Source organism: Saccharomonospora sp. NB11, assembly GCF_015910535.1.
Lineage (GTDB): Bacteria > Actinomycetota > Actinomycetes > Mycobacteriales > Pseudonocardiaceae > Saccharomonospora.
Genome location: NZ_JACBJG010000002.1, coordinates 13,502 through 35,268 on the forward strand (window position 1 = coordinate 13,502; position 21,767 = coordinate 35,268).

Here is a 21,767-nt window from a genome sequence, read left to right on the forward strand (position 1 = left end):
CTAATTATACACACGACGCAGGTATAACCATCGAAGGGAGGGTGCGAGGGACACTCGGTGCAGGTTGACAACGGAAGGCGCGAAACGTAGCGCCGATTCACCCCGCAGCTAAAGCAGCGGGTCCCCTCGCCGAAAGACTGATGGACAAGGAGTACACGAAGAAGCTGCTCGCCGGCGCGGGATTGGCGGTGGCGGACGGTGTCGTCCTGCGAACCGGGCGAACCCTCCTGTCGGAGAACGAGCGGACCCGCCTCGGGCTTCCGGTGTTCGTGAAGCCCGCGAGGTCCGGATCCAGTGTCGGTGTGTCGCGTGTGGACTCGTGGGAGTCGTTGCCCGCGGCGATCGCGTCGGCCCGTGCCGACGACTGCAAGGTGCTCGTCGAACAGACCCTGCACGGCCGGGAGATCGACGTGGGAGTGCTGGAGCTACCGGACGGACGGATCGAGGCGGGCCCGCCATTGGAGATTCGGCTGGCACCGCACCAGTCGGTGTTCGACTACCAGGCCAAGTACACCGACGGTGGTGCCGTTTTCGACATACCGGCCCGCCTGGATGCCGAAACCACCGCGACGCTGCGGGCCACGGCACTGCGGGTGTTCGAACTGTTGGGCTGCGCGGGCCTGCTGCGAGTCGACTTCTTCCTGTCGCCGGACGGAACCCCGGTGGTCAACGAGGTCAACACCTTCCCCGGGTTCACCGTGAACTCGCAGTTTCCGCAGATGTGGGCCGAAGCCGGTCTGGGCTACGCGGACCTGCTCGACATCCTCATCGAGACCGCACTCAGGCGCGAGGAGCGCCGTGACGCCCCAGCCCGCTGAGGCCGCTGCTCGACGGATTTCTGCCCGGTCAATGCCTTCTGGATTCTTCCACGAGATCCGGTCGAGCGGTGGCGTCGGCCGCGACGGGCGCCGGAAAGGCGAAACGACGATCACTATGCTCAGGCCCGCCATGTCGCGAATTCTGTTGATCGAGGACGATCCCGCAGTCCGGGAAGGTCTTGAACTGGCCCTGTCCCGGCAGGGGCACACCGTGGACGCGGTGGAGTCCGGTGAGCAGGGCTTGGACCGGCTCCGGACGATGCCTCCCGATGTCGTCGTGCTCGACCTCATGCTCCCCGGCATGGACGGGTTCGAGGTCTGCCGCCGAGCCGGTGCCACGACGGACGTGCCGATCATCATGCTCACCGCCCGGGGTGACGACATGGACGTCGTGGCCGGCTTGGAGGCCGGCGCCGACGACTACGTCGTGAAGCCCGTACAGCCGCGGGTGCTCGAAGCGCGCATCCGAGCGGTGCTCCGCCGCATCGGCCGGGAACAGTCCGACCTGGAACGTCACGGGGAGCTGGGCATCGACCGGGCCGGGTTGATGATCACCAAGCGCGGCGAGCCCCTCACGCTGACGCCGACGGAACTGCGTCTGCTGCTCGTCCTGTCGGCCACCCCCGGCCGCGTGCACAGCCGCAGACAGTTGCTGGAGTCGGTATGGGACTACGGATATCTCGGTGACTCGCGCATCGTGGACGCGTGCGTGCAGCGGTTGCGGGCCAAGCTCGAAGACGACGCGTCGTCGCCCGTCTACGTGCAGACGGTGCGTGGATTCGGCTACCGGTTCGGCCCGCTGTGATCCGTTGGCGCGGACGTCTCCGCCGCGCTCTCGGGCTGCGCGCGCGGTTGCTGCTCGCGTTCGTCCTCCTGTCCACACTGACGACGGCGGGCGTCGCCGGTGGGATCTACGTCCAGGCCCGCAACGACATCCTGCAGCGGACTCAGGATGCGAGCGTGCGGACCCTGACCGACCGACTGTCCGCGGTCTACCCGCTGGCCCGTGGCACTCCCCACCGCAGCCAACTCCAGTACATCGCCGACGTGGTCACGGATCAGGACAGCGCCACGGTCGCGATGTACAAGGATCTGACGTCGTCGAGCAGCGTGCCCCGAGAGGCGTTGCCCCGGGCTCTGCGGCAGGCGGTCGCCGAAGGGGACGTGGCCTGGCAACGCGTGGTACGGCACGGCGAACCCCTGCTGATCATCGGTACGCCGCTGCGGATCATCCACCCCGACGGAGCGGCCTGGCCCTCCGGTATCGAGGTCTACTCCATCCGCAGCTTGGCACCCGAGCAACGCAGCATCGACCAGCTCGCCGCCACCGCGTGGGCCATCGGCGGAGCCGCTGTGGCGCTGGCGATCGTGCTGGCGTTGCTGGCCGCCCGCAGCGTGCTGCGCCCGGCGCGGGAGCTCGGTCACGCGGCGCAGCGGCTGGGTGCCGGTGACCTGCGCACCAGGATCACGGTCCGGGGTTCCGACGAACTCTCCGACGTCGCGCGCACGTTCAACGACACCGCCGCGGAACTCGAACGGCACGTGGAACGGCTCCGGGCGCTGGAAGCCGACGCTCGCCGGTTCGCGGCCGACGTGTCTCACGAGCTCCGCACCCCACTGGCGGCCATGACGGCCGTCACGGACGTGCTCGACGAGGAAGCGGTCCACCTGCCCGCCCACACCGGTCAAGCCGCCCGGCTGGTCAGCCGGGAAACACACGCCCTGTCCCGGCTGGTCGACGATCTGCTCGAAATCAGCAGGTTCGACTCCGGCGCCGCCGTGCTCACTCTGGACGAGATCGACGTGTCCGCGCTGGTACAGGCGACGTTACGGGCCCGCGGCTGGACGGGACGGGTGGACACCGACCTTCCGCCCACGACGGCCCGGCTCGACCCTCGCCGCGTCGACGTCGTCGTCGCCAACCTCGTAGGCAACGCACTCCGCCACGGCGAGCCGCCTGTGTCGCTGCGACTGCGCGCCGACGCCGAGCTGATCACCGTCGAGGTCCGCGACCACGGGCCGGGCGTGAACCCTTCGGTGCTGCCCCACATCTTCGATCGCTTCTACAAGGCGGACGCGGCCAGGACCCGATCCGACGGCAGCGGTCTCGGACTCGCCATCGCGCGCGAGAACGCGCGGTTGCACCGCAGCGACACGCATCGCGGCGACCTCACGGCCACCAACGCCCCGGACGGCGGAGCCGTGTTCAGGCTGTTTCTGCCCCGGTGGACGGACCGGTCCGACGAGGAGGAATCGTGAGGCGTCCCCAGCACGACAGCTCGGCCGGAGCATTCACGGCGTTGCTCCTCACGCTGCTCCTCACCGCGTGCGGGGTGCAGCCGAGCGGCGTCATCCGAGGCGCGTCGCCGCCGAGCGGCGCTGCCGAACAGGACGACATGATCGTCCTGTTCCTGGTGCAGGACGGCAAGCTCGAACTCGTTCACCGTCCCAGCAGTCCCCTGCCGCCCGGAGAACTACTCGCACTCCTCGCTACAGGTCCGACCCGCGACGAAAGCGCGCGTGGCCTCAGCAGCGACGTTCCACCTGACGCCGCCCCGTTCACGGTGTTCACCGACCCAGGCGGAAGGACAGTGGTGGACACGGCTCTCCCGCCCGAGGTGCTGTCGACCACGGCCCTCGACCAGATCGTCTGCACACTCGCCGTACCGCGCGAACGCATCATTGTGCTCGGTCACGGCCGAGCGCGCGCCTGCCCCACGCACACGTGACGCCCCACAGCACGTTCGACGGGGCGAACGCTTCAGCTCAGCAGGTGTTCGCGGCCGAACATGACGGCGGCAGCACGGGCGGTCGGTGTGCCCGCGTCGAGATCCGCGCCCGCCTCGCGGAGCACGGCGACGACCTCGTCCTCGCCCTTGAACAGCGCGCCCGCGATCGGCGACTGGTCACGCGCGTTGCGGCGGTCCGGATCGGCTCCACGGTCCAGTAGCGCTCGCACCGTGGCCGCGTGCCCGTGGTAGGCGGCGAGCATCAGCAGGGTGTTGCCCGACGGATCGGTGACGTCGACGGGCAGCCCGTGGTCGAGGAACTCCAGCAACTGTGCCGTGTCGCCCTCTCGCGCCAGGTCCATGGCAATCGCCACGACCCGCTCCACCTGCTCCGGGGTCAGCCTCATTCTTGCCTCTCTCCTCAACGAGAAACACCGCCCCGCATGGCGAACCACACGGGGCGGTGTCTATACGACAGCGACACCGTCAACGTCGACGACGTCGACGGCCTCGATCAGAGCTGACCGGCCGCCAGCGCCTCGATCGCCTTGCGGACGCCCTCGCCGTAAGCGGGGTCGGCCTTGGTGCAGTTGGCGATGTGACGCTCGATGGTCGCCTCGGACGCACCGTTGATGGCCCGGGCGGTGTTCTCGAACAGCGCCTGCTGCTGCTCCGGCGTCATGTTGCGGAACAGGATGCCGGGCTGCTCGTAGTAGTTGTCGTCGTCCTCGCGGTAGTTGAACCGGTCGGCCACCGACCCCACGGCCAGGCTCGGCTCGCGGTAGGCGGGCTGCTCCTGCCAACGGCCGTAGGAGTTCGGCTCGATACCCGGGGTGGCACCCTGGTTGCCGTCGACGCGCATGGCGCCGTCGCGGTGGTAGGAGTTCACCGGGCACCGCGGCTGGTTCACCGGGATCTGGTGGTGGTTCACACCGAGGCGGTAACGCTGGGCGTCACCGTACGAGAAGAGGCGACCCTGCAGCATCTTGTCGGGCGAGAAGCCGATGCCCGGCACGATGTTGGCCGGGGTGAAGGCGGCCTGCTCGACCTCGGCGAAGTAGTTCTCCGGGTTGCGGTTCAGCTCCCACTCACCGACCTCGATCAGCGGGTAGTCCTTCTTGGACCACACCTTCGTCAGGTCGAACGGGTGGTAGCGGTAGGTCTCGGCCTCCGCCTCCGGCATGATCTGCACGTACAGCTTCCACTTCGGGAAGTCGCCGCGCTCGATGGCCTCGTAGAGGTCACGCTGGTGCGACTCGCGGTCCTTCCCGATCAGGGCCTCGGCCTCGGCGTCGGTGAGGTTCTTGATGCCCTGCTGGGTGCGGTGGTGGAACTTGACCCAGAACCGCTCGCCCTTGTCGTTGATGAAGCTGTAGGTGTGCGAGCCGAAGCCGTGCATGTGCCGGTACGACGCCGGGATGCCGCGGTCGGACATCACGATCGTCACCTGGTGCAGCGCCTCGGGCAGGTTGGTCCAGAAGTCCCAGTTGTTCTCGGGATCACGCAGGTTGGTGCGCGGGTCGCGCTTCACCGCGTGGTTGAGGTCCGGGAACTTCAGCGGGTCGCGGAAGAAGAAGACCGGGGTGTTGTTGCCGACGAGGTCCCAGTTGCCCTCCTCGGTGTAGAACTTCACGGCGAAACCGCGGATGTCGCGCTCGGCGTCGGCGGCACCGCGCTCACCGGCCACCGTGGAGAAGCGGACGAACAGGTCCGTCTTCTTGCCGACCTCCGAGAAGATCTTCGCGCAGGTGTACTGGGTGATGTCGTTGGTGACCGTGAACGTCCCGTACGCACCGGAGCCCTTCGCGTGCATCCGACGCTCGGGGATGACCTCACGGTCGAAGTGGGCGAGCTTCTCCAGGAACCACACGTCCTGCAGCAGCATCGGACCGCGAGGACCCGCGGTGAGCGAGTTCTGGTTGTCGGCGACCGGCGCACCGGCCGCCGTCGTCAGCGGTTTCTGGTTGTTCTCGGGCAAGACGCGCTCCTCGTCGGATACTTCGTCGATACGGGTTTTCAATCGTCCTGTGCCTGGCAGGAGGGGCAGGTCCCCCAGAAGGTGACCTCTGCCTCGTCGACCGCGAATCCCTCGGGATCCTCGACGTGGAGGCAGGGCGCCTCGCCCACCGCACAGTTGACGTCTGTGATGGAGCCGCAGTGGCGGCACACCAGGTGGTGATGGTTGTCGCCCACCCGCGTCTCGAAACGGGCAGGAGACCCTGCCGGCTCGATCCGGCGGACGAGACCGGCGTCGGTCAGTGCCCGCAGGACGTCGTAGACCGCCTGCGTCGACACCGATCCGAGCTCGCGGCGGACGGCCGTCGCGATGGTGTCCGTGTCCGAGTGGGGGTTGGCCGCGACCATCGTCAGCACGGCAACCCGCGGGCGGGTCACCCGCAGTGCTGCCCCACGCAAAAGCGCGGGGGCGTCGATGATTGCCACGGCGGGAAGCCAAGCAGCTTTTCTGGAACAAGTCAACTTTGGCCCCGGCGTGCCGCACGCGCGAGAGAGGACGATCACCCGAGCGGCCCGGACGGGTCTCCACGGTGGACTCGACGAGCACACCGCCACGCCCCGACGTCCGCTCCCGTCAGGTTCGCAGCCTCGCCCCCGATGAGGTTCACACCGGTCGTTCGGTGAGCCGCCGCGTCACGCCGTCGGAGGCTTCGGCGCGGCTTCCGCGGCGCGGCCGTCGTCGGTGAGCACGCTGATCATCCCGTTCGGTTCGAGATAGGCGACGCGCACACCGGCGATGTCCTCGATGCCGTGCAACCGCAGTTGACTACGCACCTCGTCGGCCGTCATGAATTCCCGCCTGAGCACACGCCGGTTCAACCGCCCGTTCTCGATCAACAACCGCGGCCGAGCCTTGAGCAGCGACGCGAGGCGCGGGAAACGGTACGTCGCGGCGTCCACGGCGACGCTGCACGACAGGATGGTCGTGGCGAGCACCGCCGCGTCGGCGAGACTCTCGGAGTCACCGGCCAGGCCCCCGCCGACGGACTGCGCGATGAGCACGACGATCAACACGTCGGTGAGGCCGAGACCGCCCGCCTCCCGCTGCCCGGCGACCCGCAGCAGCACGAGCAGGAGCAGGTAGACGAACACTCCGCGGAGCACGAGTTCGAGCGCCGGGGTGTCCAGGGTGAACATGCCGGTCCAGTCAGCCATGTCCTCGACTACCCCGTACGAGGCATGGGCGACCAGAGCCCTGGCGTATAGGGCGTTATACATCGAGCTCGTCGTGGCGAGCCGTCGCTCGGCGATCGGTTCGCCGGTCCGTGCCCACTCGGCGTCCTCGGCCGAGTAGTCTCCGCTCACCTGGAACGATCACCGAGCGAGGAGCCCGGATGAGCACCGTGGGCAATGGTTCGTCAGCCGGTTCGCCCCCCGGCCCGACACCGGCGGCGGACGCGCGTCAACGTCGACGCGAACAATGGGGCTGGTACTTCTACGACTGGGCGAACTCGACGTTCTACACGTCGGTGATCACCGTCTTCGGCGCGCTCTACATGAGCTCGGTGGCCGCCCTGGACGCGAAGTCGCACCCGGAACGCAACGGCCCCACCCCATGCGTGGACGAGAACGGGGTCGACAACAACCTCGTCAACTGCGACATCAGCCTGCTCGGGCTCACCTTCCCCGCCGGCTCGCTCTGGGGTTACCTCCTCGCGGCGTCCACGGTGATCCAGGTACTCATCCTGCCGATCACGGGCGCGATCGCCGACCGCAGCCAGAACAAGAAGCGCATGCTGGGCTTCTTCTCGTTCCTCGGCGCCACAGCCTCGGCGCTGTTGTTCTTCATGTCCGAGGACCGGTGGGAACTCGGCGTCGCCCTCTACATGCTGGGCAACATCGGGTACGGCGCGTCGATCGTCACCTACTACTCGTTCCTGCCCGACATCGCCACGCCCGACGAACGGGACGACGTCTCCTCACGGGGGTGGGCGTTCGGCTACCTCGGCGGCGGCGTCGCGCTGGCCATCCAACTCGCCTTCTACCTCAGTCACGAAGCGCTGGGCATCAGCGAGTCGCTGGCCGTCCGCATCTGCTACCTCACCTCGGGACTGTGGTGGGCGGCGTTCACGATCATCCCGCTGCGCCGCCTCACCGAACGACAAGCGCCCCACGGGCCGGAACACGGCGCGTCGGTGCTCAAGGCCGGATTCGTGGAGCTACGCGACACCCTGCGCGCAGCGAAGGCGTTCCCCCTGACGTTGGCGTTCCTCGGCGCCTACCTCGTCTTCACCGACGGAATCTCCACAGTGGTCTCCGTGTCCGCCCAGTACGGCTCGGAGGAACTCAAGTTCGGCAACGAGGTGCTGATCGCCACCATCCTCGTGATCCAGTTCGTCGCCTACGTCGGAGGCATGCTGCACGGGCTCGTGGCCCGCCGCTGGGGCGCGAAGAAGACCATCCTGGCGAGCCTGGTCGTGTGGATGGTCGTCATCGCCAGCGCGTACTTCATCGAGGCGGGGCAACAGTTCCAGTTCTACGCCGTCGCGGCGGGCATCGGCCTGGTCCTGGGCGGCACGAACGCGCTCTCACGCTCGCTGTACAGCCAGATGATCCCGGCGGGCAAGGAGGCCCAGTACTACTCGCTCTACGAGATCGGTGAGCGCGGCACGTCGTGGCTCGGTCCGCTGCTGTTCGCCGGGGTCGGCCAGGCCACCGGCTCGTTCCGGTACGCGATCATCGCGCTGCTCGTGTTCTTCGTCGTCGGGTTCGTGCTGGTCGCCCTGATCCCCGTGCGGAAGGCGATCGCACAGGCGGGCAACCCCGAGCCGACGGTGTTGTAGTCGTCGACGCGAGTGTCCGCGAGCGCCACGCGGCGTACGGATAGGGTGCTTCGTCGTGACCGTTCTGCATGACGACGACAGCGATCCCACCGACGCGCTCTCCCCCGTCCCGGCTGCCGCGTGGCGTCGGGACCTGCCGGTGACGGGCAAGGTCAAGTTCTGCTACGGCCCGATGGACTGCGGCAAGTCGACCTTGGCATTGCAGATCGACCACAACCTCGCCCGGCAGGGGCGGCAGGGGCTGCTGCTGGTGCGCCACGACCGGTCCGGCACGGCGCAGATCAGCAGTCGCATCGGCATCACCCGCAGTGCGATCGAGGTCGAGACCGACACCGACGTGCGCGCGCTGGTCCGCCAGGCCTGGGAGCGCGGCAAGCACGTCGACTACCTGATCGTCGACGAGGCGCAGTTCCTGTCCTCCGAGCAGGTCGAGCAACTGACCGATCTCGCCGACGAGGCGTGCATCGACGTGTACTGCTTCGGGATCGCGACCGACTTCCGCAGCGAGCTGTTCGCCGGTGCGCGGCGGCTGTTCGAGCTGGCGGACGAACTTCAACCCGTTCAGGTGGAAGTGCTCTGCTGGTGCGGCCGTCCGGGACGGTTCAACGCCCGGGTGCGCGACGGCGTCGTGCTGCGGACCGGCGACACGGTCTTCGTCGCGGACACCTCGACGAGTACACCCGGACCGGGGACGACCGGTGAGGTGAACTCGGACACGACACGCTCGTCGACGGAGACGGCTACCGTCCGTTACCAGGTACTTTGTCGACGGCACTTCCGTCTCGGAGAGGTGGGGCCGGACGCGTCCGGACCGGGGCAACTCCAGTTGGCCTGACCGGCCTATCCGTCCTCGCCCGAATGGAGGATGTGGCAGGAGGGATGTCGCTGTCGCGTCACAACATCGCGTCCGGCGTCTCCCTCTGAAGAAAGCAGTTTTGACACGGGTGATGTAGTTCATCGCGCGTAACGACGGGGTTGTTGGGAATTCAACCGATGGCCTCTGTCGTTGCACAGGGTGAGCGAAACCCTGGCTCTCCTTCGGGAGCCGACCGAAAGGACCCATCATGGCCGACCGTGTTCTTCGTGGAAGCCGGTTGGGTGCGGTCAGTTACGAGACCGACCGCAATCACGACCTGGCCCCACGACGTACCGTGCGCTACAGGTGCCCGAAGGACCACGAGTTCGAGGTACCGTTCTCCGACGACGCGGAGGTTCCCTCCGTGTGGGAGTGCAGGCTGCACGGCAGCGAGTCCGAGATCGTCAACGGCGGTGCGCCCGAGCCCAAGGAGTCGAAGCCGCCCCGGACGCACTGGGACATGCTCTTGGAACGGCGGTCGATTCCGGAGCTGGAGGAGCTGCTCAACGAGCGGCTCGCCGAGCTCAAGAACCGCCGGGGTCGCACGGCGTAGCCCGCACACCCGCCCGTTTCGACACGACGAAGGCCACTCTCCTCCGCGGGGGAGAGTGGCCTTCGTCGTGTCGAGGGAGCGCGCGGGTCAGGCCCGGGCGCGCTCGCGCCAGGCCCGAACCTGGTCGGCGCGCCGCTTCAACCCCCACTGCGCGACCTTGACCAGGGCCTCACCGATGATCGATCCGCTCATCTTCGACTGCCCCACCTCGCGTTCGGTGAACGTGATGGGCACTTCGAGAATGCGGAAACCCTCGTCGGCGGTCCGCCACGTGAGATCGATCTGGAAGCAGTAGCCCTGCGAGGCGATGCCGCCCAGCGGCAGCCGTTCCAGCACGCGGCGGCGATAGGCCCGGAACCCCGCCGTGATGTCCGAGACCGGAACCCCCAGCGCGAGGCGCGAGTACAGGTTGGCCGCCCGCGAGAGCAGTTGCCGGTGGGGCGGCCAGTTCACGAGCGCCCCACCCGGTACGTAGCGCGAGCCGATGACGAGGTCGGCGTCGGACAGGGCGTCCAGCAGCCGGGGCAGGTCCTCGGGGGCGTGTGAGCCGTCGGCGTCCATCTCGACGACGGTGGCGTAGCCCCGTTCGAGCGCCCAGCGGAAGCCCGCGATGTACGCGGCGCCGAGACCGGCCTTCTCCGTGCGGTGGAGGACGTGCACGCGGTCGTCCTCGTTGGCGAGCTTGTCGGCGACCTCACCGGTGCCGTCCGGGCTCCCGTCGTCCACCACCAACACGTGCACCTGCGGCAGCACCGTGTGGAGCCGACCCACCAGTGGCGGAAGGTTCTCCCGCTCGTTGTAGGTCGGGATGATCACCAGCACCGGGTCGATCTCATCCGTGTGCTGCGTGCCCTCCGCCATGCTGCTCCCCTTCTGTCGCATCTGCGCGCGATGTGGTCCGTTTCGAGTGCGACCGGAGCACGAACCCCACGACCACTGCGGCGAGCGCGGCCCCGACCAGCGTGTACTCGGTCCACGCACCGAGTCGATCCGACAGCGTAGTCTGCTGGCGCAGGGGCACGTCGGCGACCATTGAGGTGGCCGTGTAAAGGCTGGTCGAGCGCGACACGCTGCCGTCCGGGGCGACGATCGCGCTGATACCGCTGGTGGCAGCCACCACGACCGCCCGACCGTGCTCGACCGCGCGGACCCGCGACATGGCGAGTTGCTGCTGGCTCATCTCGCCGGGCCCGAACCACGCGTTGTTGGTGGGGGTGACCAGCAGCTCGGCCCCGGCCAGCACGTTCTCCCTCGCCACGTAGTCGTAGGCGACCTCGTAGCAGATCACCGTTCCGACCCGGGTGCCCGCGACGTCGAGGGCGACGCCCTCGTCCCCCCAGCGCATGTCGCGGGTGTCCTCGACGAACGGGGTGAACCAGCGGGCGATGTCGCGCAGCGGGACGTACTCGGCGAACGGCACGAGCTCCCGCTTGGTGTACTGCCCGGTGATGCCCGTCCCGGGCTCCCAGACGAGGGTGGCGTTCGCCGTGAGGGTGCTGCCGTCGTCGCGGTGCAGTGCACCCACCAGCATGGGCACGCCGAACGCGTCGGCCAGGGCGTCGAGCTGCGGGTCGCCGCCGCGCACGTCCGTCGCCGTCTCCGGCCACACCACGACGTCCGGGCGGGCGACCGCCCCGGTGCGGACGTCCTCCAGCAGGCGGGCGCTCTCGGCGAAGTGGTTCGTGCGGATGGTGTCGCGGTGCCCCAGCAGCCCGATTCCGACGTCGGGGGCGTTGCCCTGCACCACCGCGACCGTCCGCGTGCCCGTCTCCGGCTCCGTCGTGATCGTGGGCCAGACGGCCGCGCCCGCCACCACGGGGAGCACGACGGCCAGGGTCGGCGCGAGCAACCGGCGGCTCGGTCTCGGCCCGCCCTCGATCACCCGCACCACGAGCTGTGCCAAGCCGAACCCGGTGACGAGCACGGCGAAACCCAGCAACGGGGCACCGCCGAGCGACGCCAGCGAGAGATAGACGCCCTCGGCCTGGCTGAACCCGACGCGTCCCCAGGGAAAGCCGTTGAACGGCCAACGCAGCAGCACGGCCTCCTGCAGCAGGAACACCAGGGCCTGCCACACGGGCGCGCCAGGGAGTGTCGACACGACCGGGAACAGCGCGCAGGCCGCCGCCGCGAACACGGCCAGCACCGCGGTCAACGCCAGCCACGGCGCCGGTCCGAACTCCTCACCGAGGAAGTCCTGGATCCAGACGAGGTGCACCAGGTTGAAGGCGACCCCGAACACCAGGCCGTAACCCGCCGCACCCCACGTCCGACGGCCGTGCAGGACGACACCGAGCACGGCGAACGCCACCGGCGCGAGCCACCACCACGAGCGTGGTGCGAAGGCGAGGTGGAACAACAGGCCCGCGCCCGCGGCGAGCACGAGCCGCACCGCGACCGGCCAGGCGCGGCTCAGCAGGGCGGGACGCGGTGGCCGGTCGGCGTCCGTGTCATCGCCCACCGGGGAAGCCGGGGCTGTCACGCGCACAGCCTAGGCCCGGTCGAGGGCGGTCGAGCCGTCCGTCGCACCCGCCTCGTGGACGACCTCGCCCGCCCGCACGGTGCGCAGGCACGTCGGCAGCGTCGCGCCGGGCTCCAGCGGGGGCAGGCCCGGCACGCGCGAGCGCGGGTCGGTGGACCAGCGCTGCACCCGGCTGTCGGGGGTGGCGACGACCAGCTCGTCGGCCTCCCAGACGGCGTAGTGAGCGGGCGCGCCGGGCACGAGACTTCCCGTGACACCGTCGTTCACCCCGCTCGCCCGGTGACCGCCCCGGGTGTGAGCGTTGAAGGCCGCGCGTGCGGAGATTCCGGAGCCGGGCGTGCGGTGGTGCACGGCGGCGCGCACGCCGCTCCACGGGTCGAGCGGGGTCACGGGGGCATCGGACCCCAGCGCGAGCGAGACGCCCTCGGCGGCGAGCGTGGAGAACGGGTTGAGTCCCGCCGCGCGCTCGGCCCCGAGCCGGGTCGCGTACATCCCGTCCTTCCCGCCCCACAGCGCGTCGAACGCGGGCTGGACGGACGCGGTGACGTTCCAGCGCGCGAGCGCGCTCGCCTGCTCGCGGGTGATCATCTCGACGTGGTCGAGGCGGTGCCCCGCACTCGCGAGGGCACGCTGCCCCACGGCCTGCTCGGCCAGCGTGAACGCCTCGACGACCTCGGCGACGGCGGCGTCACCGATGACGTGGAACCCGGCCTGCAACCCGGCTTCGGTGCAGGCGATCACGTGGTCGGCGATCGTGCGGGCGTCGAGGTAGCGGGCCCCCGAGGTGTCGGGGCGGTCGGCATAGGGCGCGCTCAGCGCGGCGGTGTGGGAGCCGAGGGCGCCGTCGACGAACAGGTCACCCGCGAGCCCCCGGAGGCCGAGCTCCCGCGCGAGGTCGAGAGCCGCGTCGTCGGCGAGGGAGCCCCAGTAGGGCACGACCTCGATCTGTCCCGGCTCCGCGGCGATGCGGAGCAGGCTGCGCAGGTCGTCCTCGCCGCAGATGTCGGGGCCCGCACACTCGTGGACGCTGACGATCCCGGCCGCGGCGGCGGCGCGGAGGAAGGCGCGTTGGGCGCGCTCACGCTGCTCGGCCGTGATCGCGGCGTAGGCCGCCCTGCGGACGGCGTGGTGCGCGGCGCGCGTCAGCGGGCCGTCGGGCGAGTAGCCCTCCGCGGTCGCCGCCTCCGGCACGAGGTCGAGCAGCGCGCTCGACGCCAGTGCCGAGTGGACGTCGACCCGGCTCAGATAGACGGGCACGCCGCGGGCGACGTCGTCCAGCTCGGCACGACTCGGCAGTCGCGGGCTCGTCCAGGTCGTCTCGTCCCAGCCGTGGGCGAGCAGCACCTCACCGGGGGTGACGGCGGCGCGCACGGCCGCCAGGAGCTCGCCCGCGTCCCGCACTCCGGTCAGGTCGAGTCCGGTCAGATGCAGGCCGGTGTTGGTGGCGTGCACGTGCGCGTCGACGAAGGCGGGTGCGACGAACGCGCCGTCGAGGTCGACCACCTCCGCGTCGGGGTGCAGCGCACGGCCGGGGCCGTCCTGCCCGACCCAGACGACGGTGCCGTCGGTGACGGCCATGGCGGTGGCATCGGGCGTGCTCGGCGTGTGGACGCGTCCGCCCACCAGAAGCGTCGTGTTGCTGCTACTCACCCCCGTGAGTCTGCCACCCTCGCCTTTGCGGGAGATTTTACGTTCGCAGGCTTCTATGACAGGATATTTTCCACGAGTTGTCGAGACCGAGGAGCAGAAGTGACTGCTACCCAGGAATCTGCTGACGCGTCGATCGGACTCGCGGAACAGCCCTACACCTACCGTCGCGTGGAGTTGGTGGAACCCGACTGGCGACGTTTCCCGGGCTGGCGCGACGTCACGGAGGCCGAGTGGCGGGACGCGCAGTGGCAGCGTGTCCACTGCGTGCGCAACGTCAAGCAGCTCCGTGCCGTCATGGGTGACCTGCTGGAGGAACGGTTCTACGAGGACCTCGTCGCCGACCAGCAGGAGATGGCGACGATGTCGATGCTGCTGCCGCCGCAGATGCTCAACACGATGGCGCCGCACGCGGGCACCGACCCCGCCAAGGTCACCGAGGCGTTCTACGCCGACCCCATCCGCCGGTACATGATGCCGGTGCGGGGCGACCGGGACCCCGACTGGCCGAGCCACCCGCACTCGCAGCGCGACTCGCTGCACGAGGCGGAGATGTGGGTGGTGGAGGGTCTCACCCACCGCTACCCCACCAAGGTGCTGGCCGAGCTGCTGTCGACGTGTCCGCAGTACTGCGGCCACTGCACGCGCATGGACCTCGTCGGGAACTCGACCCCCCTGATCGACAAGCACAAGCTGTCGCTCAAGCCGGTCGACCGGCAGGACGCGATGATCGACTACCTGAAGCGCACCCCGGGTGTGCGCGACGTGGTGGTCTCCGGTGGTGACGTGGCCAACGTGCCGTGGCACCAGTTGGAGGCGTTCCTGATGCGCCTGCTCGACATCGAGACCGTGCGCGACATCCGACTGGCCACCAAGGCACTCGCCGGGCTGCCGCAGCACTGGCTGCAGCCGAAGGTCGTCGAAGGTCTCGCGCGGGTCGCCGGAACGGCCCGGCGTCGTGGTGTGAACCTCGCGATCCACACCCACGTCAACCACGCGCAGTCGGTCACGCCGCTGGTGGCCGAGGCCGCGCGGGCTGCCCTGGAGGTCGGCGTCCGGGACGTCCGCAACCAGGGCGTGCTCATGCGGGGCGTCAACGCGACCCCGGCGGACCTGCTCGACCTGTGCTTCGCGCTGCAGGGCGAGGCGAACATCCTGCCGTACTACTTCTACATGTGCGACATGATCCCCAACGCCGAGCACTGGCGGCTGGCGGTGTGGGAGGCGCAGGAGCTCCAGCACGCGATCATGGGCTACCTGCCCGGCTACGCCACACCGCGAATCGTGTGCGACGTGCCCTACGTCGGCAAGCGGTGGGTGCACCAGATCGCGGAGTACGACCGCGAGCGCGGCATCTCGTACTGGACGAAGAACTACCGCACCGGTATCGAACACGACGATCCGGAGGCGTTGCAGCGTCGCTACCCGTACTACGACCCGGTGTCGACGCTGCCGGAGTCCGGTCGCCAGTGGTGGCGGGAGAACGGCTGACGACCGTCCTTCCACAAGGAAGGTTGCGGTGACCGGGGACAGCGCTAGCATGCGGCATGCCTCTTTGGCGGAGATCATCTTCTCGCCCGCTGCCCCGGTTGCCGTGGACCACGGCTCCCCGCGCGGCGCTGTCGAGTCCACTCACCCTCGTGGCGGCGACCGTGACCGCGTTGCTGTCCTGCTTCCTCGGGATGGGTGCCGTGCTCCACGCGTCGGCCTCGGGCGGTTCGACGCTCGACTACCAGGCGACGACGGTGTGCCCCGACGCCTACGGTCCGGCGATCACCAAACCGAGGATCGCGCCCGAGGAGGTCGGGCCCGTCACCGAGATCGTGGAACGCCACGCCGCCGCCCACGGCTTCGGCGCGCCCACCGTGAGTCTGTTCAGCGGCCTCGTGCCGGGTGCGGACTTCGGCACCGGTGACAGCTACACCGTCCGGCTCGCCTATCGCGACGGTGGTACGGACCACCTCTCCCTGGTACGCGGTGATGACGCACCGGGACTGTGGGTGGGTCGGGACCTGGCCGATTTCGCCGGGATCGACCCGGGCAGCAAGGTCGTCAACGCCGACTGGCCCGCCGTCACGGGGGTCTACGCCGACCTCCACGACCCCGCACCCCGCTGGTGGTGCTCGGTCCAGGACCTCGCCGTGCAGAACCGGCTGGTCGACCACATCCCGACCGGCGCGGTGGTCTTCGCCACCGACCGCTCCGGCTTCGACGAGGCCACCCGGGACCACGACACGCTCGAACGGCTCACCATCACGTTCTCGACGCCCCCGCCACACACGCTGGCCGAGGCCGAGGACAACCGGCGGCGTGGCGAGGCGATGCTGGCCGACGTCCGCGAGGACCTGCGAGCGCAGGGGCTCGGCGACGCGTTGCTGTCACTGCCCTTCTCCCGCTCCACCGATCTCGCCGAACGAGCACAGACGACGGTCGCGTGGTCGGTGCTGCCGTTGACGGCGCTCGGCATGGGAGTCGGTCTCGCGGGAGCGGCCACGGTCGGACTCCAGTGGTACCACCGGCGACACGCCTTGGTCCGTTTGCAGTCCGCGCGCGGCCACGGGCCCGTCGCCGTGGGACTGCTGGCGGTGGCCGAACTCGGGATTCCGGTCACGCTGGGCGGTGTGCTCGGTGCGGTCCTGGCGCGGCTGACCCTGCCGCTGTACGCGCCGCCGGGGGCCTTCAGCGCGGACGCGGAACTCACCGGCGCCGTCGTGGCCGCCGGCATCCTCGTGCTCGCGCTGGTGCTGCTGGTGACCGTGGTGGCCGTGCGCGCACACCGGGAGTTCGGACTCGGTGTCACCGCGCCCCGGCGGTCACGGCGCGGCCTGGCCTACGTGCCGTGGGAGATCTTCACGGCGGCGGTGGCAGTGCTGGGCTGGTCGCGGCTGCCGCGCTACGGCGACGTCGTCTCCACCGGCCCCGTGCCCGAGACCGACCCGCTCGCCCTCATCTTCCCCGTGGCGGTGGTGCTGACGGTCGGACTCGTGGCCGCCCGGCTCGCCTGGTGGGGACTCGCGTCCTCCCACCGCCTGCGGTGGTGGTCGCGGCCCGCGATCCAGTGGGCGGTTCGGCGACTCGCCCACGCCCGCGTGCCGGTGGTCGGTGTGCTCGTCGTCGCGGTGCTCGCGGTCGGCACCCTGGCCGTCGGCTCCTCCATCGCCGCCGGTCAACAGCAGGCTCTGGCGGTGAAGTCGGGGGTGTTCGTCGGGGCGGAGTCGCGCACCGACGTGGAGAACGCGGTGGGTCGCGGCGACCTCGCCCTGCCGGAGTCCGTCGCGCGGTCGAGCACGCTCTTCGGCACCTTCGACACCGGTCACGTGGGCACCGTCCTCGTGATCGACCCGGCGACGTTCGCCGACGCCGCCTACGTCGAGCATCTCCCCCGCGAGGACCTCGACCGCATGCTCGCCGCCCTCTCCGCCCCCGCGAAGGGCACAGTGCCCGCGATCCGGGTCGGCGGTGCACCCGAGTCCGCGAGTACCGCGCTGGGACGGCTCAGCGCCGTCGGCGCCGTCGACGTGGCCCCGGTGCTGGGTGCTCGGCCCGGCTATCTCGTCTCCCGCACGGCACTCGACGCGGCTCGGATCGACCAGGTGCCGCAGTGGGCCGTGCTGTCGACCTGGTCCGTCGAGGATGTCGGGGCCGCCCTGCGTTCCGCGGGCATCGTCCACATGAACTCGGTGGACCGCGACACCGCGCTCGACGCCCTGCCGTTCTACGTCGTCGAGTGGACGTTCTCGTTCGTGAGCCTGCTCGGACTGGTTCTCGGGATCGCCGCCATTCTGTCGCTGATGATCGCGGTCGAGGTGCGACGACGGCAGAACACCCTCGCCGGAGCGCTGGCGATGCGCATGGGCTTGCGCAGTCGCGCGCTCTGGCTCAGCCATGCCACCGAACTCGGTGTGGTGGCGTTCGCGGCCGTCGCCGTCGGGTTGACCTGCGGTCTGAGTGTGGCGGCGGGGTCGATCCGACGGTTCGATCCCGCGCGCTGGCTACCACCGGCGTCCGGCCTACCCGACCTCGTCCCGTTCGTCGCGACGATCGCCGCGTGCGGGGCGGTGGTGACGGCCGTGGGGTGCTGGATCGCGGTGCGTTCGGTGCGCACCGCCCGAGTCGCGGAGCTGCTGCGTGACTGAGTCGCCGATCTACGAGCTGGAGGCGGTGGACGTGGAGTACGCCGTGCCCTCCACCAGCGAGCGGGTGACCGGGCTCCACGACGTCACCCTGACGATCCCGTCCTCCGGGTTGACCGTCCTCGCCGGACCGTCGGGCTCGGGCAAGTCCACGCTGCTGCGCGTGTTGTCGTTGTTCCAGCCGCCCACCCGCGGGACGGTGAAGTTCCGAGGCGCGGTGGTCTCCTCGTCCGCCCGACGACGGAGAGCCTTGCGTCGCGAGGCGATCGGCCTGGTCTTCCAGACGCCGCTGGACAACCTGGTGCCGCATCTGTCGGTGTCGGACAACCTGCATGCCGCCGCCCAGTCGACGCGACACCGCTGCGACCCCGACGCCCTGCTCGACCGGTTGGGCCTCGGGGGCACCGGCGCGTCGCGGGTGGCGGCGCTCTCCGGCGGACAGCAGCAGCGGCTGGCGTTCGCGTGCACCCTCGCCCGGCGCACCCCGGTGGTGCTGGCCGACGAACCGACCTCCCAGCTCGACGACGGCTCCGCGGGCCACGTCCTCGACGCCATCGAGGTGCTGAGAGCCGAGGGCGTGGCCGTGGTCGTCGCCTCGCACGACGAACGACTGATCGAACGGGGTTCCCGCGTGATACGCATCCGCTCCGGTCGGGTCGTGGCCGAGCACAGTGGACGAGAGGAACGACGATGACGATCGAACGAGTCCAACCCGAGGCCCCGCCGTCCCCGGAACGCTCCCCCGCTCTGGTGGCGCGCGGACTCCGCCGTCGCTTCGGTCGAGGCACCACGGAGACCGAGATCCTGCGCGGTGTCGACCTTCACGCCGAGGCGGGCGAGATCGTCACCATCACGGGACGCTCGGGGTCGGGCAAGACCACTCTGCTCGCGGTGCTGTCGGGATTCGACACCCCGGACGAGGGCAGCGTGACCTTCCACGGGGTCCCGGCGGAGGCGGTGCCGTGGTCGGTGTGCGCGGTGCTGCCGCAGGCGCTCGGGCTCGCCGAGGAACTCACGTGCGCCGAGAACGTCGCGTTGCCCTTGCGGCTGGGGCCCCGCCCCACCCGCGCGGTGGACGTCGTGGTCTCGACCGTGCTCGCCGAACTCGGCCTCGCCGCGCTGGCCGACCGCTACCCCGCCGAGCTGTCGTTCGGCCAGCAGCAGCGCGTGGCGCTCGCCCGCGCCGTCGCCCCGCGTCCCACCGTGTTGCTGGTGGACGAGCCGACGGCGCATCTGGACGCCGACTCCACCGAGGCCGTGCTGGCCGTGCTGCGGCGCGTGGCCGACGAGGGAACGGCGGTCGTGGCGGTGACGCACGATCCGGCCGTGCGCGAGGTCGCCGATCGCCGCCTGGAACTCGACGGCGGCGTCCTGCTGCCGGTGTGAGGACGGGCCGGAGCGACGGACGTCCTACGGCAGCGGTTCGGCGGGACATCGGGTGCCCGGCTCCGGCAGCGTGCCGTCGAGCAGGTAATCCGTGACGACGGACCGCATGCACTGACCTCGGAACGCCGCGCCGTGGCCGAGCCCGTCGTAGCTCACCAGGCGGGCGTCACCGAGCTGCTCGGCCACGCGCCGCGCGTTCTCGTGCGGTGTCCGGTCGTCGTAGCGGGCGGCGGTCACCAGGATCGGCGGCGCACCCTCGACCGCGAGGTCGTGCTGGGGATTGCTCGTCTCGAACGGCGGATTGAGACACACCGACGGCGGGCCGTGCCGACCCGTCTTCACGTCCGGTGCGACCTCGGCCGCCCGTTCGGCGATGCGACGCAGCTCGGCATACGAACGCACGTCGTGCCGGTGGTCGGCGCAGTACAGGTAGGCGGGCAGCGCCGACGGATCGAGCTGCCGCGACGCCGCGGAAACCGACGGGACGAACCACGAGCCGTCGGCGCCGGTGAGCGCCTCGATACGCTCCCCGACCTCGACGACGGCGGCGTCGGCGAGTGGTGTGAGGAGGTACCGGGCCAGACCGCGTCGGTCGAGAACCGCACCGGTGTCGGGGTCGGTCAGCTCGCCCGCGTCGGCCTGAGCGACGAGCGACGCGACGAGTGCCCGCACGTCCTCGCCGTGCACCGCACAGGCCGTGCTCCCGGCACACCAGTCGACGAACACGTCGAACGCCTCCTGTGCGGCCCGCGCCCCGACGACCTCGGCCTGCTCGGTGTCGGCACCGTGGTCGACCACCGCGTCGAGCACCATCGCCCGGAGCCGGTGAGGGAACTGCTCGGCGTACATCTGTCCGAGCACGGTGCCGTAGGAGTGCGCGTAGACCGTCAGCCGGTCCTCTCCCAAGGTCTCCCGCAGGGCGTCGAGATCGTGAGCTGCCGCGACGCTGTCCAGGTGGTCGATCACCGGCCCGGTGCGTTCCCGACAGCTTCGGCCCAGCTCCGCCTGCGCCGCCAGCACACTTTCGAACTCGGCCTGGTTCCGCGGTGCCGGGCTGTCGAGCGCGGCGAACAGCGACTCATCGCAACGCACCGGGCTGCTCGCGCCCACCCCTCGCGGGTCGAAGCTCACGATGTCGAAGTGTTGCCGCACCTCGTCCGGAAACGTCCGCTCGAACACGGTGTCGTCGGTGAGGGTGGCCACGCCCGAACTGCCCGGTCCGCCCGGGACGTGGACCAGCGTGCCCACCCGCCACTCGGGGTGGGCGGTCGTCCGGCGCGCCACCGCGATCTCGATCGCGTCGCCGTCCGGCTCCGCCCAGTCGACCGGCACCGAGACCCTCACGCACTCCACAGCCGCGTTGTCGTCGCACGCCGCCCAGGTCTGCGAGTCCACCGGCGGTGTACAGCCGACGAGCAGGCCGAGACCGAGCAGGACAGCGACACGGCTCCTCGACGTCGCCACGCAGGGACCTCCCTTCGGGGACGGCACTCGCGCGTCCGGGAGACCACGATGCCACGCGCGGTCACGGCACCTGCGCCGAGTGCGACCCCGCGCCGCGCCGTCAGAAGTGGTCGAGCAGGCGACCGAACCGCTCCACCGTGACCAGCCGGTCGGCACCGAAGTCGAGTTCCGCGTGCTCCAACGCCCACGTGTTGTCGTTGGGCACGTACACCGCGCCCAGCCCCGCGGCCAACGCGGGCAGGACGTCCGAACTCGGCGAGTTGCCCACCATCCAGGTCGTGGCGGGGTCCAGCGCGTGCCGTCGGACGAGCGAGACGTAGGTCGTGGTGTCCTTCTCCGGCACCACGTGCACCGCCTCGAAGTGCTTGCGTAGTCCGGAGTGGTCGAGCTTGCGCCACTGGTCCGCGGCGTCACCCTTCGTCACCAGCACGAGCGGGTAGCGTCGGCCGAGCGCCTCCAAGGTCTCGGCGACCTCGGGAATCAGTTCGATGCGGCACTCCAGGACGGCCGCCGCGAGCCGCCGCAGGTGGTCCTGCTCCTCCGGCGTCGGGGCACGCCCCGTGAGTTGCTCCAGACAGTCCCCGAGGCTGCGCAGGAACACCGTCGCCCCGTAGCCGTGCCGGGCCGAGTTGACGCGCTCGATGTCCCCGAGCATCCGGCGGATCGCCGTCGCGTCGAGGCCGGGCCGCTGCTGCCACCCACAGAAGTCGTCGATCGCCCTCTCGAACACGACGTTGCATTCCCACAGCGTGTCGTCGGCGTCGAATAAGAGCGTGGAGCAGGGCAGGGACACCTGGGCCTCCGGAGGGTGACGAGCACGACGCGGGCATGCTCGCACACGGCGGCCGGAGAACGGGAGCGCTTTTCGCGTAGGATGCTCCACCGTGCGCAGGTCTCGGT

The 21,767-nt window shown here is 70.1% G+C and carries 20 protein-coding genes; 11 read left to right on the forward strand and 9 right to left on the reverse strand.

Annotated elements, in window-relative coordinates; translation table 11 throughout:
- The first annotated feature begins 140 nt into the window (after positions 1–140).
- The 4 genes from JAV51_RS02350 (at position 141) to JAV51_RS02365 (ending at position 3,547) form a co-directional block, all read left to right on the forward strand.
- The gene (locus JAV51_RS02350; protein ID WP_197318934.1) at positions 141–818 is read left to right on the forward strand and encodes an ATP-grasp domain-containing protein; all 678 of its coding nucleotides are present in this window, start codon (positions 141–143) and stop codon (positions 816–818) included.
- Between the two features lie 130 nt (positions 819–948).
- Complete coding sequence (locus JAV51_RS02355; protein ID WP_197318935.1) at positions 949–1,623, forward strand: response regulator transcription factor; 675 nt, start codon at positions 949–951, stop codon at positions 1,621–1,623.
- Positions 1,620–3,077: a HAMP domain-containing sensor histidine kinase gene (locus JAV51_RS02360; protein ID WP_197318936.1), complete on the forward strand. Its 1,458-nt coding sequence runs from the start codon at positions 1,620–1,622 to the stop codon at positions 3,075–3,077. Before JAV51_RS02355 ends, JAV51_RS02360 begins: the two co-directional genes overlap by 4 nt.
- Positions 3,074–3,547, forward strand: coding sequence for a hypothetical protein (locus JAV51_RS02365; RefSeq protein WP_197318937.1), 474 nt, complete (start codon positions 3,074–3,076; stop codon positions 3,545–3,547). Before JAV51_RS02360 ends, JAV51_RS02365 begins: the two co-directional genes overlap by 4 nt.
- 32 nt (positions 3,548–3,579) lie before the next feature.
- Here JAV51_RS02365 and JAV51_RS02370 read toward each other — a convergent pair whose 3' ends face one another.
- The 4 genes from JAV51_RS02370 to JAV51_RS02385 all read right to left on the reverse strand — a co-directional run bounded on the left by JAV51_RS02370 (position 3,580) and on the right by JAV51_RS02385 (position 6,868).
- Positions 3,580–3,954 (reverse strand): ankyrin repeat domain-containing protein, encoded by a 375-nt coding sequence (locus JAV51_RS02370; protein WP_197318938.1) that lies wholly within the window; start codon positions 3,952–3,954, stop codon positions 3,580–3,582.
- Between the two features lie 107 nt (positions 3,955–4,061).
- Positions 4,062–5,525 carry a catalase gene (locus JAV51_RS02375; protein ID WP_197318939.1) on the reverse strand — a complete coding sequence of 488 codons (1,464 nt, stop codon included), beginning with the start codon at positions 5,523–5,525 and terminating at the stop codon, positions 4,062–4,064.
- 38 nt (positions 5,526–5,563) lie between these two features.
- The gene (locus JAV51_RS02380) at positions 5,564–5,989 is read right to left on the reverse strand and encodes a Fur family transcriptional regulator (RefSeq protein ID WP_197318940.1); all 426 of its coding nucleotides are present in this window, start codon (positions 5,987–5,989) and stop codon (positions 5,564–5,566) included.
- A 207-nt stretch (positions 5,990–6,196) separates the two neighbouring features.
- Entirely contained in the window at positions 6,197–6,868 is a 672-nt protein-coding gene (locus tag JAV51_RS02385; RefSeq protein ID WP_307845714.1) for a YetF domain-containing protein, read from the reverse strand.
- A 29-nt stretch (positions 6,869–6,897) separates the two neighbouring features.
- Here JAV51_RS02385 and JAV51_RS02390 point away from each other — a divergent pair, with 29 nt between their 5' ends.
- From JAV51_RS02390 to JAV51_RS02400, 3 genes are all read left to right on the forward strand, one after another.
- Positions 6,898–8,346 carry an MFS transporter gene (locus tag JAV51_RS02390; RefSeq protein ID WP_197318941.1) on the forward strand — a complete coding sequence of 483 codons (1,449 nt, stop codon included), beginning with the start codon at positions 6,898–6,900 and terminating at the stop codon, positions 8,344–8,346.
- A gap of 55 nt (positions 8,347–8,401) precedes the next feature.
- A complete protein-coding gene (locus JAV51_RS02395; protein WP_197318942.1) occupies positions 8,402–9,181 on the forward strand; it encodes a thymidine kinase in 780 nt (259 codons plus the stop codon).
- A 229-nt stretch (positions 9,182–9,410) separates the two neighbouring features.
- On the forward strand, positions 9,411–9,755 hold the full coding sequence (locus JAV51_RS02400; RefSeq protein WP_197318943.1) for an RNA polymerase-binding protein RbpA: 345 nt from the start codon (positions 9,411–9,413) through the stop codon (positions 9,753–9,755).
- An 87-nt stretch (positions 9,756–9,842) separates the two neighbouring features.
- Here the strand turns inward: JAV51_RS02400 and JAV51_RS02405 are convergent, their stop codons facing one another.
- The 3 genes from JAV51_RS02405 to JAV51_RS02415 are packed head-to-tail and all read right to left on the reverse strand — an operon-like array spanning position 9,843 to position 13,887.
- Positions 9,843–10,616: a polyprenol monophosphomannose synthase gene (locus JAV51_RS02405; protein WP_197318944.1), complete on the reverse strand. Its 774-nt coding sequence runs from the start codon at positions 10,614–10,616 to the stop codon at positions 9,843–9,845.
- Positions 10,588–12,237, reverse strand: a complete 1,650-nt coding sequence (gene lnt, locus JAV51_RS02410) for an apolipoprotein N-acyltransferase (protein ID WP_197318945.1) — start codon at positions 12,235–12,237, stop codon at positions 10,588–10,590. Before lnt ends, JAV51_RS02405 begins: the two co-directional genes overlap by 29 nt.
- A 9-nt stretch (positions 12,238–12,246) precedes the next feature.
- Positions 12,247–13,887 carry an amidohydrolase gene (locus JAV51_RS02415; protein WP_197318946.1) on the reverse strand — a complete coding sequence of 547 codons (1,641 nt, stop codon included), beginning with the start codon at positions 13,885–13,887 and terminating at the stop codon, positions 12,247–12,249.
- A gap of 99 nt (positions 13,888–13,986) precedes the next feature.
- Here JAV51_RS02415 and JAV51_RS02420 point away from each other — a divergent pair, with 99 nt between their 5' ends.
- The 4 genes from JAV51_RS02420 to JAV51_RS02435 are packed head-to-tail and all read left to right on the forward strand — an operon-like array spanning position 13,987 to position 19,403.
- On the forward strand, positions 13,987–15,375 hold the full coding sequence (locus JAV51_RS02420; RefSeq protein WP_197318947.1) for a KamA family radical SAM protein: 1,389 nt from the start codon (positions 13,987–13,989) through the stop codon (positions 15,373–15,375).
- Between the two features lie 56 nt (positions 15,376–15,431).
- Complete coding sequence (locus JAV51_RS02425) at positions 15,432–18,020, forward strand: ABC transporter permease (RefSeq protein WP_197318948.1); 2,589 nt, start codon at positions 15,432–15,434, stop codon at positions 18,018–18,020.
- Positions 18,013–18,711, forward strand: coding sequence for an ABC transporter ATP-binding protein (locus JAV51_RS02430; RefSeq protein ID WP_197318949.1), 699 nt, complete (start codon positions 18,013–18,015; stop codon positions 18,709–18,711). Before JAV51_RS02425 ends, JAV51_RS02430 begins: the two co-directional genes overlap by 8 nt.
- Positions 18,708–19,403 carry an ABC transporter ATP-binding protein gene (locus JAV51_RS02435; protein WP_197318950.1) on the forward strand — a complete coding sequence of 232 codons (696 nt, stop codon included), beginning with the start codon at positions 18,708–18,710 and terminating at the stop codon, positions 19,401–19,403. Before JAV51_RS02430 ends, JAV51_RS02435 begins: the two co-directional genes overlap by 4 nt.
- Before the next feature lie 24 nt (positions 19,404–19,427).
- Here JAV51_RS02435 and JAV51_RS02440 read toward each other — a convergent pair whose 3' ends face one another.
- Together JAV51_RS02440 and JAV51_RS02445 are read right to left on the reverse strand one after the other, a co-directional pair.
- The gene (locus JAV51_RS02440) at positions 19,428–20,867 is read right to left on the reverse strand and encodes an alpha/beta hydrolase (protein ID WP_197318951.1); all 1,440 of its coding nucleotides are present in this window, start codon (positions 20,865–20,867) and stop codon (positions 19,428–19,430) included.
- Between the two features lie 100 nt (positions 20,868–20,967).
- Positions 20,968–21,660 (reverse strand): HAD family hydrolase, encoded by a 693-nt coding sequence (locus tag JAV51_RS02445; protein ID WP_197318952.1) that lies wholly within the window; start codon positions 21,658–21,660, stop codon positions 20,968–20,970.
- Between the last annotated feature and the right edge of the window lie 107 nt (positions 21,661–21,767).

Coding starts and splice junctions, on each gene's coding strand:
- JAV51_RS02350 (WP_197318934.1), top strand. CDS start 141: ATGGACAAGGAGTACACGAAGAAGCTGCTCGCCGGCGCGGGATTGGCG.
- JAV51_RS02435 (WP_197318950.1), top strand. CDS start 18,708: ATGACGATCGAACGAGTCCAACCCGAGGCCCCGCCGTCCCCGGAACGC.
- JAV51_RS02390 (WP_197318941.1), top strand. CDS start 6,898: ATGAGCACCGTGGGCAATGGTTCGTCAGCCGGTTCGCCCCCCGGCCCG.
- JAV51_RS02370 (WP_197318938.1), bottom strand. CDS start 3,954: ATGAGGCTGACCCCGGAGCAGGTGGAGCGGGTCGTGGCGATTGCCATG.
- JAV51_RS02425 (WP_197318948.1), top strand. CDS start 15,432: ATGCCTCTTTGGCGGAGATCATCTTCTCGCCCGCTGCCCCGGTTGCCG.
- JAV51_RS02355 (WP_197318935.1), top strand. CDS start 949: ATGTCGCGAATTCTGTTGATCGAGGACGATCCCGCAGTCCGGGAAGGT.
- JAV51_RS02400 (WP_197318943.1), top strand. CDS start 9,411: ATGGCCGACCGTGTTCTTCGTGGAAGCCGGTTGGGTGCGGTCAGTTAC.
- JAV51_RS02405 (WP_197318944.1), bottom strand. CDS start 10,616: ATGGCGGAGGGCACGCAGCACACGGATGAGATCGACCCGGTGCTGGTG.